This window comes from Roseovarius sp. MBR-154, from assembly GCF_053628595.1.
Genome location: NZ_JBRJGR010000013.1, coordinates 64,670 through 78,208 on the forward strand (window position 1 = coordinate 64,670; position 13,539 = coordinate 78,208).

At 61.3% G+C, this 13,539-nt stretch carries 11 protein-coding genes; 3 read left to right on the forward strand and 8 right to left on the reverse strand.

The window, feature by feature from the left end:
• Positions 1-77: 77 nt before the first annotated feature.
• Together ACSSV4_RS15410 and ACSSV4_RS15415 are read right to left on the reverse strand one after the other, a co-directional pair.
• The gene (locus tag ACSSV4_RS15410) at positions 78-704 is read right to left on the reverse strand and encodes an RNA polymerase sigma factor (RefSeq protein WP_185805117.1); all 627 of its coding nucleotides are present in this window, start codon (positions 702-704) and stop codon (positions 78-80) included.
• 225 nt (positions 705-929) lie between these two features.
• Positions 930-1,826 (reverse strand): DMT family transporter, encoded by an 897-nt coding sequence (locus ACSSV4_RS15415; protein ID WP_017469163.1) that lies wholly within the window; start codon positions 1,824-1,826, stop codon positions 930-932.
• A 249-nt stretch (positions 1,827-2,075) separates the two neighbouring features.
• On the opposite strand from ACSSV4_RS15415, the gene ACSSV4_RS15420 reads away from it, so the two are divergent.
• From ACSSV4_RS15420 to ACSSV4_RS15430, 3 genes are all read left to right on the forward strand, one after another.
• Complete coding sequence (locus tag ACSSV4_RS15420; protein WP_223228153.1) at positions 2,076-2,810, forward strand: RNA polymerase sigma factor; 735 nt, start codon at positions 2,076-2,078, stop codon at positions 2,808-2,810.
• 326 nt (positions 2,811-3,136) lie between these two features.
• Positions 3,137-4,477, forward strand: coding sequence for a class I SAM-dependent methyltransferase (locus tag ACSSV4_RS15425; RefSeq protein WP_454276002.1), 1,341 nt, complete (start codon positions 3,137-3,139; stop codon positions 4,475-4,477).
• Entirely contained in the window at positions 4,474-5,529 is a 1,056-nt protein-coding gene (locus ACSSV4_RS15430) for a type II glyceraldehyde-3-phosphate dehydrogenase (RefSeq protein ID WP_149789476.1), read from the forward strand. The genes ACSSV4_RS15425 and ACSSV4_RS15430 overlap by 4 nt, the downstream gene beginning before the upstream one ends.
• 34 nt (positions 5,530-5,563) lie before the next feature.
• Here ACSSV4_RS15430 and ACSSV4_RS15435 read toward each other — a convergent pair whose 3' ends face one another.
• The 6 genes from ACSSV4_RS15435 to ACSSV4_RS15460 are packed head-to-tail and all read right to left on the reverse strand — an operon-like array spanning position 5,564 to position 13,389.
• Positions 5,564-6,334, reverse strand: a complete 771-nt coding sequence (locus tag ACSSV4_RS15435; protein ID WP_043847441.1) for an SDR family NAD(P)-dependent oxidoreductase — start codon at positions 6,332-6,334, stop codon at positions 5,564-5,566.
• On the reverse strand, positions 6,331-7,269 hold the full coding sequence (gene arcC / locus ACSSV4_RS15440; protein WP_051487981.1) for a carbamate kinase: 939 nt from the start codon (positions 7,267-7,269) through the stop codon (positions 6,331-6,333). Before arcC ends, ACSSV4_RS15435 begins: the two co-directional genes overlap by 4 nt.
• 2 nt (positions 7,270-7,271) lie before the next feature.
• Positions 7,272-8,273, reverse strand: coding sequence for an ornithine carbamoyltransferase (argF, locus tag ACSSV4_RS15445; RefSeq protein WP_149789477.1), 1,002 nt, complete (start codon positions 8,271-8,273; stop codon positions 7,272-7,274).
• 14 nt (positions 8,274-8,287) lie between these two features.
• Positions 8,288-9,514, reverse strand: coding sequence for an arginine deiminase (locus ACSSV4_RS15450; protein ID WP_149789478.1), 1,227 nt, complete (start codon positions 9,512-9,514; stop codon positions 8,288-8,290).
• A 24-nt stretch (positions 9,515-9,538) separates the two neighbouring features.
• Positions 9,539-10,987 (reverse strand): YfcC family protein, encoded by a 1,449-nt coding sequence (locus ACSSV4_RS15455; RefSeq protein ID WP_149789479.1) that lies wholly within the window; start codon positions 10,985-10,987, stop codon positions 9,539-9,541.
• A gap of 17 nt (positions 10,988-11,004) precedes the next feature.
• Positions 11,005-13,389, reverse strand: coding sequence for a heavy metal translocating P-type ATPase (locus tag ACSSV4_RS15460; protein WP_149789480.1), 2,385 nt, complete (start codon positions 13,387-13,389; stop codon positions 11,005-11,007).
• Positions 13,390-13,539: the final 150 nt, after the last annotated feature.

The window sequence follows — 13,539 nt, forward strand, 5'->3', positions numbered from 1 at the left end:
GCTGTGCTGGCCCAAGGCGTAGTCACAAAAGAAGACGTCGATTGGCGAAAAACGTTACAGAACCGACCGCGTTTCGATCAGGAATTCTGCTGCCCTGCTTCGCAATCGGTTTCGTGCTCGGCGTTCTTGCAACCCTCAGGCTGACAATAGCAATCGTCACGGTCATCCCGGCAGCAAGCGCCACAATGATTTGTCAGCGCCTCGCGCAGAGCCGTGCGCGCCCGGTGTAGCCTAACGCCAAGCGCGTTGCGGGTTAGTCCAAGGTCGCGCGCCACATGCTCACGGTCTTCTTCGCCGAAGTCGATGCGCCGGATCAGTTCCGAATCCGCCGGGCGCAGTTCGGAAATCAGACCGCCATGACAGGTGCAGAGCCGTGCCATCTGAGTCGGCGCATCAGCGGTCCAGTCTTCCGGCTCGCGCGCCACCGCCGCGGCCAGTTGGTCACGGCGCGTGCCTTTGCGGAAATGGTCATTCAACGTGGAGCGCAGGATCGCATAGAGCCAGGCATCCATCCGTTCGACGTCTCTGAGTTGGTCCTTGCGCTGCAGCACGCGGATGCTGAAATCCTGCAGGACATCCTCTGCATCCGCCCGGTTGCCAAGCCGTTTGATCAGGAACCCCAGAAATGCGCCACGTCCATCGAGCAACGCACGTTCCGTCGAGGTGTCAGGTACCTTCGGTTTTTCGGTGTCGAGCGATGCCATGACATTCCTGTCCTAATTTTCCGATATTTGCACTGTTGTCGACATGATCATCGCGTCGAGCGTGTCCAATGCTTGCAGGCGTTCACACAGATCAAATTCGCCATGCTCCGTCCCGCCGTATCGAAGGCCAAGACCCACTCTTCCCCTCTGCTAGGAAGCCTCTCACCAACCTTGTCCACAGTCACCAGGCCACATCAATCTATTGATTTAGCGAATTATATCCTATTATGCTCCGCTTTTCTGGCTTTGCGTTCTACCGCTGAGATTGACGAGAACTATACCCGCAATGACCAATACGATCCCGGAAAACTGCACGGCGGAAAGACGCTCGCCAAAGAACAGTGCCCCGATGGTGAGACCGAATATCGGCACCAGGAAGCTGAACACAATCGCCCGGTTCAGTTCCACTTCCTCCAGTACCGAAAACCACAGCCAGTAAACCAGTGCAGAGCCAAACAAGGCCAAGCCCAACAGCGACATTACGAAAACAGATGTCCATTGGATGGCCGTCTGATCTTCAAGGAGAAGCGCCGCCACGGCAAGAGGCACGCTGCCGATCAGCATCTGAAAGCCCATTGCAAAAAGTCCATCGACCTGACCTGCGATGGATTTGATCGCCACGTTGCTGACAGTCACTCCAACCGCAGCCAGAACGATGTAGGCAAAACCGATGGCCGTCCCGTCTCGCGCTCCATCGCCCAATTGTGGCAAGGCGATCACAAGTATTCCCGCGAAACCGATCAATAGGCCACCCCAACCGACCCTCGCCAGTCGCTCTCCAAGCCATGCAACGCCCAACATTGTCGCAAGCAGCGGCTGAGCGTTGGCGATAACCGTGGCGAGCCCGGGAGATACAAATTCTGCCGCATGAAACATGCCGAGAAATCCCAGACTGGTCGCGCCAAGGCCGACGACACCCAGTGTCACCCACGTGCGCCAACCACGCGGAAACGGCCGCTGCAGCCACACCGCAACAAACACCAGGGTGGCCGCAGCCAGAATTGCCCGCAGTGTCGCAAAGGTCAAATGCGGCGAATATTGCAGCCCTGCCGTGATCAGCGGAAAGCACGCCGCCCACAAGAGCATGGCCAGAACGATCTTGGTTATTGTCGTCGGCGACATCGGGATTTCCTTTTTTCAGGTCAGAACCGGCTGGAATTGCGGAGATCTTCCGGCGTGCCAAGTCAGTGTAGAATGATAAGTTTTTCTCGTAGTTGATGATCGCAGTCGCAAGTGTCAACAATTGCGGTGCGGCGGCTTGGCGACAGTGATTGGACGAACCAAACAGACGTTTCAGCGACTGAAACCTTACTGGTTATTAAGACAAACGTCTGATGACCTGTGCTTTATGAGTTCCAGGATGCACGTATAATGAAAGAAACGCAGACGTTTGTGGCAGACGGTGTAACGCATCCGACTTACGAGCGTCGTATTTTGCAGAGGTGTGTGATGAAAAATGACCAAGGCGACAAATTTTCCTTAGTTGACCAGTCCGACGTCGCTGCAAAATCCACCGACGCGGCCGTTCGCCACGCGTTGGTGGAAGGCAGACATCAAATTTTGAAATTCCTGCGTCGGCGACTGGGTGATCCAGAGGCGGCAGAGGATGTCCTGCAAACATTTATGCTGCGGGCCATCGACCGCTCAGAGCAACTTCGTGATGTGCGCGCCGTTCGCGGCTGGCTCAGTCAGATCCTTGCGTCGTCCATAGCGGACCATGGCCGCAAGGTTTCGCGACAGCGACAGAGGGAGGTGGTCATGGCCCCGACCGACCTGGAAGGCGTCCATCACGATTTTGACGAAGAACTGGACGAGGTTATCTGCAATTGTCTCTACAAGTTGTTGCCAACGCTCAAACCGGAATATGCCGAAGTCATCTGGCGGGTCGATCTTCAGGAACAACCGCGAGAGGACGTCGCCAAAGACCTTGGGATCACGTTGAACAACCTCAACGTCCGCGTTCACCGGGGCAGGCAGGCATTGAAGACAAGGTTGCAGCAGATGTGCCTGACCTGCCCGGTTCACGGCTTTCTTGATTGCGATTGCGACGCGGCAGAGAAGGTCCGCGCCCGCCTCGAAGGCCTTGCGGACGAAAGCGAAATCTGAAGAACACGCAGAACCGCGGAGCGATCCTCGGAGCTTTAATGCTGCTGCCTTACACGCGTGCCTGAGACCGAAGCCGCAATCGAAAGATGATCACGATCGCGTTTGATAAGTCGTGGGCTCATGTCCTTCGGCGAACAATAGGCTGCAATCGGGCAAATGTGTACCGAAAGCGCTTGGACCGATACGCCCAATCGGCGCTTTCCTGCTTTCAGGTGCCGACGCAATATGGCTGCGCGCTGTAACAAACACTAGCGCCGGTCGTCTTTTTGAGAGCCGGGGTCGTTCGATGCCCCTTCCAAACTCAGACAAACGCGGAGGCACCGATCATGTCCAACAGCGAAATCCCACCTGATGAGCAGTTTGAATTGCATGACGGCGCGAAGCAGCTTCCACGCCTTGGACCCGGAAGGGCCGCGATGTGGTTACTTGCCAAATTGCTCAGCCGTCTGGTTCGGAACGGTCACCTGACTGTTATCGACCCCTGTTGTGGGACTTGGCGTTTCGGTGGCGGTGACGGCCCTGCCGTTTCAGTCCGATTGACCGACAAGGCGCTGCCTGCGCAACTTCTTGCAAACCCCAGTCTGGCGCTTGGCGAGGCCTATATGGATGGAACGCTCCGCATCGAGACCGGCAGCCTGCGCGACCTTCTTTCGATTTGCATGGCTGACCTCGACGCCGTCGACGCTTTGCCCGGGAAACGGATCAGGCAAGGGCTGGACGCTTTTTTGAGCCGCAGGTTGCATCACAACCCGATCAACCGGGCCCGCTGCAACGTGGCGCACCACTATGATCTCTCGACCGAACTCTACGACCTCTTTCTTGACGCGGACCGACAGTATTCATGCGCCTACTTCGCCACAGGCAATGAAACTTTGGACGAGGCGCAAGCCCTCAAGAAACGACACATCGCTGCAAAGCTGCTGCTGCGGCCCGGCCTTGACGTTCTCGATATCGGCTCGGGCTGGGGGGGCTTGGCGCTGGAGCTTGCCCAACAGCATCAGGCCCGCGTGACCGGTCTGAGCCTGTCTACCGAACAGATCGTGGCCGCCCGCGCCAGCGCAACGCAGTCCGGCCTGTCCGAACAGGTCGCCTTTAAACTCCGCGACTACCGGCAAGAGAAAGGCCAGTATGACCGTGTCGTTTCGGTGGGCATGTTCGAGCATGTGGGCCGCAGTGGATTTGATGACTATTTCAGCACGATCCGAAGGGTTCTCAAGCCGGATGGAGTCGCGCTTGTACATGCGATCGGTACGATGGCACCCAAAGGTGGCAGCGATGCGTGGATCAGGAAATACATTTTCCCCGGTGGCTATCTTCCGTCACTGTCCGAAACGATCTCGGCGGCGGAACGTTCTGGGCTTTGGGTCACCGATGTCGAGGTCCTGCGCCTGCATTATGCAGAGACCCTGCGGCACTGGTCCGAACGCTTCGCAGCCGAGCGCGGGACCGCGCGGAGGCTTTACGACGAACGGTTCTGCCGCATTTGGGAATTCTATCTGGCTGTCTGCGAAATGGCATTCCGGCATGGCCGGTTGATGGTGTTCCAGCTCCAGTTGGCCAAACGCCGCGACACCGTTCCGTTGACGCGGAATTACATCGCGGACGCTGAGGCAGATCACCACTGCCACATCAGGGCACTCGGCAAACAAATAGGGAGAGCAAGATGACAGGCAAAGGGCAAATCAAGGTCGCCGTGAACGGATACGGTGTGATCGGCAAGCGCGTAGCCGACGCGGTGGCCGTGCAGGCCGACATGGACCTGATCGGCGTGGCGGATGTCGTGGCCGACTGGCGCGCCCGGATGCCGGCAACCAAGGGCTTTGCCCTCTACGCTGCAGACCCGGAACGGGAATCCGCGATACAAAAGGCCGGCCTGAACCTCGCCGGCGGCTTGGACGATCTGTTGGCCGCCGCCGACATCGTGATCGATTGCACGCCGAAAAAGATCGCCGCTCAGAATGTGGAAACATACCGCGACAAAGGCATCCGTTTCATCGTTCACGGCGGCGAAAAACACAGCGTAACGGGCCATTCCTTTGTCGCCGAAGCGAATTATGAAACGGCGCTCGGGCGCGACAGCACCCGTGTCGTGTCCTGCAACACGACCTCGATCGTCCGCACGCTGAGCGCACTCAAACGGTCCGGCCTGCTTGGCTCGGCGCGCGGAACGCTGCTTCGGCGCGCCACTGATCCATGGGAAAGCCATCTGGGCGGGATCATGAACACGCTCGTTCCCGAACCCGAAATCCCTAGCCACCAAGGCCCCGATGCGCAAAGCGTCGATCCCGACCTTGACGTGATCACGATGGCCGTCAAGGTGCCCCAGACCCTTGCGCATTTGCACTACTGGTCCGTGAGGATGCCGCGCAAGGCATCAAAGGATGAGGTGCTGGACGCATTCTGCGCGTCGTCCCGCATTGCTCTGATCCGGATGTCGGACGGGCTGGGTGCAATCAACGCAGTCAAGGAGATGATGGCCGATCTCGGGCGCCCCAACGACAGCCTCTACGAGGTGGCCCTGTGGGAGGACATGCTCAGGGTAGAGGGCGACGAGTTGTTCTATGCCTATATGGTCGACAACCAGGCTATCGTGATCCCCGAGACCATCGACGCGATCCGTGCCCTAACCCAAGCTGAGCCAGACGGAGCCGCATCGATTGCGCGCACGAATGCGGCGCTGGGTGTCGGTGCGTTTGCGGCCAACACACCGACGCGTTAGCAAGAGGCACTGAGGACTGAATTGGCGTGACTGATCAGCCCGCCGCCATGCCCCCGTCGACGGGATATTGCGCTCCGGTGATGAACGCGGAATCGTCGGAGGCGAGGAAGAGGACGAGGTTGGCGATATCGAGGCTTTCGCCATAGCGACCCAGCGGGATCGTATCGGAAAGCTGCTGCTTTACTTCATCGCCGCGACCGGGATTGAAGCCTTCCTCCAGCGACCGCATCATCCGGGTGTTGACCGGCGATGGATGCACGGAATTGACCCGCACGTTGTGGCCCGCCGCCTCGATCGCAGCCGCGCGCGTCAGGCCGACTACGGCATGTTTCGACGTGATATAGGGCGCGACGTTTGGGCTGCCTTTGAGACCCGCAATGGACGACATGTTGATAACGCTTCCCGATTTCCGTCCGATCATCACCGGCAAGACATGCTGCAATCCAAGGAATGCGCCGCGCACGTTGACTGCCATCACGCGGTCGAAATCCTTGATCTTCTGATCGATCAGTGGCGCGACCTTGCCCTCGATCCCGGCGTTGTTGAAGAACACGTCGATGCGTCCGAATTTCTCGACGGTCTGCGCGACATATCGTTCGCAATCCTCGACCGACGATACGTCGGCCGCGATTGTCAGCACATCGCCCGAATTTCCAAGATCCCTCGCGGTATCCGACAGATCACTTTCCCTGAGGTCGACAAGCGCGACCTTGGCACCTTCGCTGAGAAAGAGCCGCGCGGTTTCCAGACCGATACCAGCTGCGCCCCCGGTGATCAGGGCGACTTTGTCGGCGAGACGTTTCATCGAGAATCTCCTTTTGATGATTTTGGGGGTGACGAACGAACCTGCGTCCCGGCCGTTCCATCCAGAAGCGCCAGCGCATCCTCAAGCTGACCGATACCAGCGAGGCCTCCTGCCTCCGCGAAATCGGCCGCTGCCGCCATCTTGGGGCCCATAGAGCCCGCCGCCAGGTCGAGCGCCCGCGCCTCTGGCGGGGTGAGATGTCGGATGGGCGCCGCATCATCCGTTCCGAAATCCCGGTAGGCCGCATCCACGTCAGTGAGCAGAAGCAGCGCATCCGCCCCGAGCCGTTGCGCAAGCAGCGCGCTGGCGGCATCCTTGTCGATCACGGCCTCGATCCCGGTCATGCTGCCGTCGGGCAGGCGCAGCACGGGAATGCCCCCGCCTCCGGTGCAGATCACGATCACACCCTGATCCAGCAGCAGGCGCAGCACACGCAGATCCGGAATGTCCTGCGGCTTTGGCGAAGGCACGACGCGCCGCCATTTGTCCCCGTCCTGCGCGATGCTCCAACCGGCGGCGGTGGCGCGTGTTTCGGCCTCGTCGCGGGAATAGACCGGGCCGATGAACTTGCTGGGCGCCTGAAACGCGGGGTCGTCCGCGTGGACCACAACCTGCGTCAGAAGCGTGGCGACCGGAAGCGCATGATCCAGCGCATTCTCCAGTTCCTGCTCGATCATGTAGCCGATCATGCCGACGGTTTCCGCACCCAGCACGTCGAGAGGAAATGCCTCGTCGGGTTTGTACACCGCCCCCTGAAGCGCCAGCAGCCCGACCTGCGGACCGTTGCCGTGGGTCACGACCAGTGTGTGCCCGGCGCGCACGATATTTGCCAGCGCAGCGGACGCAGTCCGGACGTTGGCGCGTTGATTGTCTGCCGTCAGGGGTTGACCCCGCTGCAGCAGGGCGTTCCCGCCAAGCGCTGCGACCACCAGCACGGCTAGTTAGCCAATGTGGCGACAAGGATCGCCTTGATGGTGTGTAGCCGGTTCTCGGCCTGATCAAAGACTATGGAGGCCGGGCTTTCGAACACCTCTTCGGTCACTTCCATCGCCGTGATGTCGAAATGTTTTGCGATGTCGGCACCGACCTCAGTCTCGGCGTTGTGGAAGGCGGGCAGGCAGTGCATGAACTTGGTCTGCGGATTGCCGGTCTGCGCCATCACGTCCGAGTTGACCTGATAGGGCAGAAGTTGGCGGATACGTTCTTCCCATTTGTCCTTGGATTCACCCATCGACAGCCAGACATCGGTGTAGATGAAATCGGCCCCTTTCACCGCCTCGCCCACCTCTTCGGTGATGGTGATGCGCGCGCCGGTGGTCTCTGCGATCCGGTGCGCTTCGTCCTGAATGGCTGGATCGGGCCAACAGGCCTTTGGCCCGCACAGACGCACGTCCATACCCATTTTGGCGCCGCCGATCAGCAGGCTGTCGCCCATGTTGTTGCCCGCATCCCCCAGAAACGCATAGGCAATCTGACCCAGCGGTTTGTCGGAATGCTCTGACATGGTGAGGAAATCGGCGAGGATCTGCGTGGGGTGGAATTCGTCCGTCAGACCGTTATAGACCGGCACCCCGGCATACTGCGCCAGCGTCTCGACGATGGGATGACCGAAGCCGCGATATTCGATCGCGTCATAGACCCGGCCCAGCACGCGGGCGGTGTCCTTCACGGTCTCCTTCTTGCCCAGATGCGACCCCGACGGCCCCAGATAGGTGACATGGGCGCCCTGATCGTGGGCGGCCACCTCGAAGCCGACGCGCGTGCGGGTGCTGTCCTTTTCAAAGATCAGCGCGATTTCCTTGCCGGTCAGGCGCGGCACTTCGTAGCCACCGTATTTCGCCGCCTTCAGGTCGGCGGAGAGTTTCAGCAGAAAGCCGATTTCCTGCGGGCTGAAGTCGCGCAGCGCAAGAAAATGGCGGTTTCGTAGATTGTAGGACATGGGGTTTCCTTTTGTCAGATTGCGTCGCGGATGGTGGGGCAGCTCATGCAATGGCTTCCACCCCTGCCCCGGCCCAGTTCGGCACCGGGAATGGCCAGAACTTCGATCCCGGCGTCCTTCAGCGCGGCGTTGGTGTCATCATTGCGGTCATAGCCGATGACAACACCGGGCCGCAGCGCCAGCACGTTGTTGCCGTCATTCCACTGCTCGCGCGACTGCTCGGCCAGATCGCTGCCGCCGGTCGGGACCAGATGCAGTTTCTTGAAACCCAATATCTCGGCGGTGATTTCGAAAAGATGCCGGGCGTCGCGCCGGATATCGAGCGCGGCACCGGCCGACCCGGGACGCAGGTCATAGCAGGTGATCGCGTCAGCCACCTCCTTGAACGTCGTCACGACATCGTTGCCGCAATGGGTGAATACCGTGTCCAGATGCATTGCCGCCCGCGACCGGGGCATCTGGCAGGCGATGACGCGCGTCACGTCACCCCCCAGAAACAACGCCTCGGCCAACTGACCCACCGCCTGCGGAGACGAGCGTTCGCCCATACCGACCATCACGACGCCATGGCCGATGGGCATGATATCGCCCCCTTCCAGCGTAGCCGCGCCAAATTCGCGCGTCGGATCGCCGAACCAGACACGCGCATCTGCGAACTTGGGGTGGAACCGATAAACGGCGGCCATCAACAGCGTTTCGGGCCGCCGTGCCGGCCAGTACATCGGGTTCAGAGAGACGCCGCCATAGACCCAGGCGGAATTGTCCCGCGTGAAGATGAAATTGGGCAGCGGTGGCAAAACAAAGCCGTTGAGGCCGAGATAGCTGCCGAACATGCCCGACGGGGTGAAAGGAAGATCGTCGACGGTGATCCCACCAACGAGAAAACGGGCGAGTTCCACGCCCGGCAGTGCCTCCATCCAGGCGCGCAGGTCGTCACGCATCCCCACGCCCACATCATTGCGGGTGATCCGGTGGTCGAGCACCCAGGTGCGCGCCTCCTTGATGTCCAGCGTCTCGGCGAGCAGCGCCATGGCATCCAGGACCTCGATGCCCTCGCCGCGCATGATGTCGGCAAAGACGGCATGGTCCTTGATCGCCTGCTTGACCCAAAACACATCATCGAACAGTAGATCGGCGCAGTTTTCGGGGGTCAGGCGGCGGTGGGCAAGTCCGGGCGGCGACACGATCACCTGCCGCAATTGCCCTGTTTCCGAATGTACGCCGAGTTTCAGTTCAGACATCTGCGGTAACTCCTATGTATTCAGTCAAAGAATGGCGGCCAAGCTGATGCTGGCCGAGATGAAGACGACGAGGATCAGCAGTAATGGCCATACGAAGACAACCCACCGATCAAACGATACGCGTCCGATCGCCAGACCGCCGATCACCACTGCGGATGTGGGCGTGATCAGGTTCACCAGCCCGCTTGCGGATTGATAGGCCGTCACCACAAGGTCGCGACCGACGCCCGCAAAATCCCCCAGTGGGGCGAGGATGGGCATCGACAGAACCGCCAGTCCGGAAGATGAAGGTACGAGGAAGCTCATCCCGATCTCAATCCAGAGCATCAGGTTGATGAACGCGATTTCCGGCAGGCCGCCGAGGGTGTCGGCCGCGCTGTTGAGGATGGTATCGGCGATCAGGCCCTGTTCCATGATGACGACGATGCCGCGCGCCAGCCCGATCACCAGCGCCACGCCCAGCAGATCCCTGGCGCCGTCGACAAAGGCCGAGGTCAGTTTCTTCTCGCCCAATCGCGCGACAACCCCGACGACGATGGCCATGCCGAAGAACAGCGCCCCCATCCGGGCCATCCACCAGCCCTGGCTCGACACGCCCCAGATCATGACGGCAAAGGTGGCGAAGAACAGGAGCAGAACCAGCTTCTGGGTGCCGGTCAGCTTCGGCTCGCTGAATTCCGCGTCCGTCTCTTTCAGGAAAAACCGCCGGTCGCTTTCGCGTTGCGCCGCGACGACGGATCGCGCCGGGTCCGCCTTGACCCTGGAGGCGTAGCGCATGACATAGGCAATGCAGATCGCGAGGCCGCCCAGCAGGATGACCAGCCGCAAGGCGATGCCTTCGGTGAACGGAATGCCCGCCGCGTTGGAGGCGATCACCGTGGCGAAAGGGTTGATCGTCGAGCCCAGCGTGCCGATGCCCGCGCCGATCAGGATGATCGCCACGCCGGTCACGGAATCGTATCCCGCGGCGATGACCACCGGGATCAGCAGCGCGTAGAAGGCCAGCGTTTCCTCGGCCATGCCGTAGGTCGTTCCGCCCAGGGCGAAGAGCGACATAAGGATCGGGATCATCCAGATCTCGCGGCCCTTCAGGCGGACCATCGCCGCCTGGATCCCCGTGTCGATCGCATTTGTCGCGTTTACCACCCCCAGAAAACCGCCCAGGAGCAGCACGAACAGCGCCACGTCGATGGCATTGGCGGCATAGCTGTCGGGGTCATAGAACCCGGCGACAGGTGCCAGCATGACATCCACGAAGCCCTGCGGATTGGCTTCGACCGTCTGATAGGTGCCCGGCACCGCGATCTCGCGCCCGACCTCTTCATTCATCGCGCGGTCGTACTGCCCGGCAGGGATGATCCAGGTCAGGGCCGCAACGGCGATGATCAGCAGAAAAAGGATGGAATAGGCGGTGGGAAATCGTGCTGCCAGTCCGCTCCCGTCGGGCTTCTTGTCTGTAGATGTATCAGTCATCGTGGCCTCCCCTTCATTCAATGCGTTTGGTGTGTTTGTGGTGTGGAACCCGGCTCCAGGATGGTTTCAGAATCCACCGGGTTCCGCCGATCACCTGCGCCGCCTTGGCCTTCGCTGATCCCTTCCAGCCGCGTCCGCTTGAGCAGCAGCGCGTTGACCGCGACCAGCGCCGAGCTGCCCGACATGGCAATTGCGGCGACGGCAGGGCTGATGATCAGCGGGTAGAACACGCCCGCTGCAGCGGGGAAGGCGATCACGTTGTAGGCCACCGCCCAGAACAGGTTCTGGTGCATCTTGCGCAGGGTGGCGCGCGACAGCTCGATCGCGCCCACGACATCGTAGGGATCGCTTTTCATCAGCACGACATCGGCGCTTTCCATCGCCACATCCGTGCCCGCGCCGATGGCAAAGCCGACATCGGCCTGGGTCAGCGCGGGCGCGTCATTGACGCCGTCGCCGACCATGCCCACCTTCTTGCCCTTGGCCTGAAGCTCCTTGACCTTCTCGGCCTTCTGACCGGGCAGCACGTCGGCCAGCACCATGTCGATGCCCAACTCGGCCGCGATCCGCCGCGCCGTGCCCTCGTTGTCGCCGGTCAGCATCGCCACCTCGACGCCGCGTTCGCGCAGCTTGGCCACGGCGGCCATGGCGCTTGGGCGCGGTGCATCGGCGATGGCGATCAGCCCGAGCATCCGCCCGCCCTTCGCCACATGCACCACGGTGCGGCCCTCGCCCTTCAGGCGCTCGGCTTCGGCATCCAGCGCGCCAAGGTCGATGCCTTGCTCGTCCATCAGCCGGCGGTTGCCGACCAGCACTGGCTCGCCCGCGATCTCGGCGCGTGCGCCGCGGCCTTCAAGGTTCTCGAAGCCGGCCATCTGCGGCACATCGAGCCCCTCGGCGCGCTGGACGATGGCCAGCGCCAAGGGGTGATCCGATCCGCGATCGACAGAGGCCGCGGCGCGCAGCGCATCATCCTCGGTACTCCCGTCGGCCGCGACGAGTTCGACAACGCGCGGCTCGCCCATCGTCAGCGTGCCGGTCTTGTCGAAGACGATCACGTCGAGCTTGGTCGCATCCTCGAGCGCCCCGGCATTCTTGAACAGGATGCCGTGCTGCGCCCCCAACCCGGTGCCCACCATGACAGCCATTGGCGTGGCCAGCCCAAGCGCATCCGGGCAGGCGATGACGAAAACGGTGATCGTCAGTGTAAGCGCGAACAGCAGCGGCGATCCGATCCACCAGAACCAGACCGCGAAGGTGGCCAGCCCGATCACGATGGCGATGAGGACCAGCCATTGCGACGCCCGGTCGGCCAGAAGCTGTGCCGGTGCCTTCGAGTTCTGCGCCTCCTGCACCAGCTTGACGATCTGAGCCAGCGCGGTGTCGGCGCCGACCTTGGTGGCGCGGTAGCGGAACGTGCCGGTCTTATTGATCGTGGCGCCGATGACGGTATCGCCCAAGCTCTTGTTCACCGGCATCGACTCGCCCGTCAGCATCGACTCGTCGACCAGCGAAGATCCTTCCAAAACCTCGCCGTCCACCGGAATCTTGTTTCCCGGGCGGATCACCACCGTTTCGCCCTGAAGCACTTCGGAGGTCGGCACCTCGGTCTCCTGCCCGTCGCGGATCACCGTGGCCATCGGCGGCGCGAGATCGAGCAGCGCCCGGATCGCCGCAGAGGCACCGGCGCGCGCCCGCATTTCCAGCCAGTGGCCCAACAGGATGAAGACCAGCAGCACCGCGACCGCCTCGTAGAACTGCACGCCGGGAAAGAAGAAGGTCGAGCCGACGCTGAACACATATCCGGTGCCGACCGACAGCACGACGAGCACGGCCATGTTGAGGATGCCGTTCTTCAGCGCCCGCCAAGCGGCTACGAAAAACGGCCAACTGGGCCAGACGATGCCCGCGCTGCCGAGGAAGAACAGCCAAAGGTCCAGCCTCAGGCCGAAAGGCGGCACCGGGGGCGTGAACATGCCGCCCATCGGCGAGTAGATGAAGATCGGGATGGTAAAGAGCAGCGCCACCCAGAACCGGTTGCGCATGTCGCGGACCATGTCGGCCATCTCCATGCCGCCGCCGTGACCCATCTCATGGGCCATCGCGTCCTTGGCAACGGGCCCTGTCGCGCCATGCGCCGCGTGGTCTTCATGGCCGGTGTGGTCCATCTGGCAGATATGGTTCGGCATACGCTCTCCGGCGCAGTGAAAGCCGCAGGCGTCGATCGCCTTGCGCAGCGCCTCCTCGTTCACCACCGTTTCGTCGTACTGCACTGTCACACTGGCAGACGCAGGGTTCGCTTCCGCCCGGTGAACGCCGTCGAGGGCGGATACATGACGTTCGACCGCGAGATGATCGAGTTCCTCGAACAATCCGCGGACCTCAAGGGTCAAGGTTTTCAATGCTGGCTCCTGTCGATTAATCCTTGCGGTCGCGAAGGACCGTCAGGGGAATAGACGTTGCCAGGCATCGGACGTTACAGTGTCCGGCGAAAATCTTCGCAGGCACTGCCGCTGGTGTCACCCATGAGACGGTAACGCTTTACGTCCACT

What these genes read in the sequence shown, in the direction of transcription:
- ACSSV4_RS15410 (WP_185805117.1), bottom strand. Translation starts at nt 704, where the DNA reads ATGGCATCGCTCGACACCGAAAAACCGAAGGTACCTGACACCTCGACG.
- ACSSV4_RS15415 (WP_017469163.1), bottom strand. Translation starts at nt 1,826, where the DNA reads ATGTCGCCGACGACAATAACCAAGATCGTTCTGGCCATGCTCTTGTGG.
- ACSSV4_RS15420 (WP_223228153.1), top strand. Translation starts at nt 2,076, where the DNA reads ATGAAAGAAACGCAGACGTTTGTGGCAGACGGTGTAACGCATCCGACT.
- ACSSV4_RS15425 (WP_454276002.1), top strand. Translation starts at nt 3,137, where the DNA reads ATGTCCAACAGCGAAATCCCACCTGATGAGCAGTTTGAATTGCATGAC.
- ACSSV4_RS15430 (WP_149789476.1), top strand. Translation starts at nt 4,474, where the DNA reads ATGACAGGCAAAGGGCAAATCAAGGTCGCCGTGAACGGATACGGTGTG.
- ACSSV4_RS15435 (WP_043847441.1), bottom strand. Translation starts at nt 6,334, where the DNA reads ATGAAACGTCTCGCCGACAAAGTCGCCCTGATCACCGGGGGCGCAGCT.
- argF (WP_149789477.1), bottom strand. Translation starts at nt 8,273, where the DNA reads ATGTCCTACAATCTACGAAACCGCCATTTTCTTGCGCTGCGCGACTTC.
- ACSSV4_RS15450 (WP_149789478.1), bottom strand. Translation starts at nt 9,514, where the DNA reads ATGTCTGAACTGAAACTCGGCGTACATTCGGAAACAGGGCAATTGCGG.
- ACSSV4_RS15455 (WP_149789479.1), bottom strand. Translation starts at nt 10,987, where the DNA reads ATGACTGATACATCTACAGACAAGAAGCCCGACGGGAGCGGACTGGCA.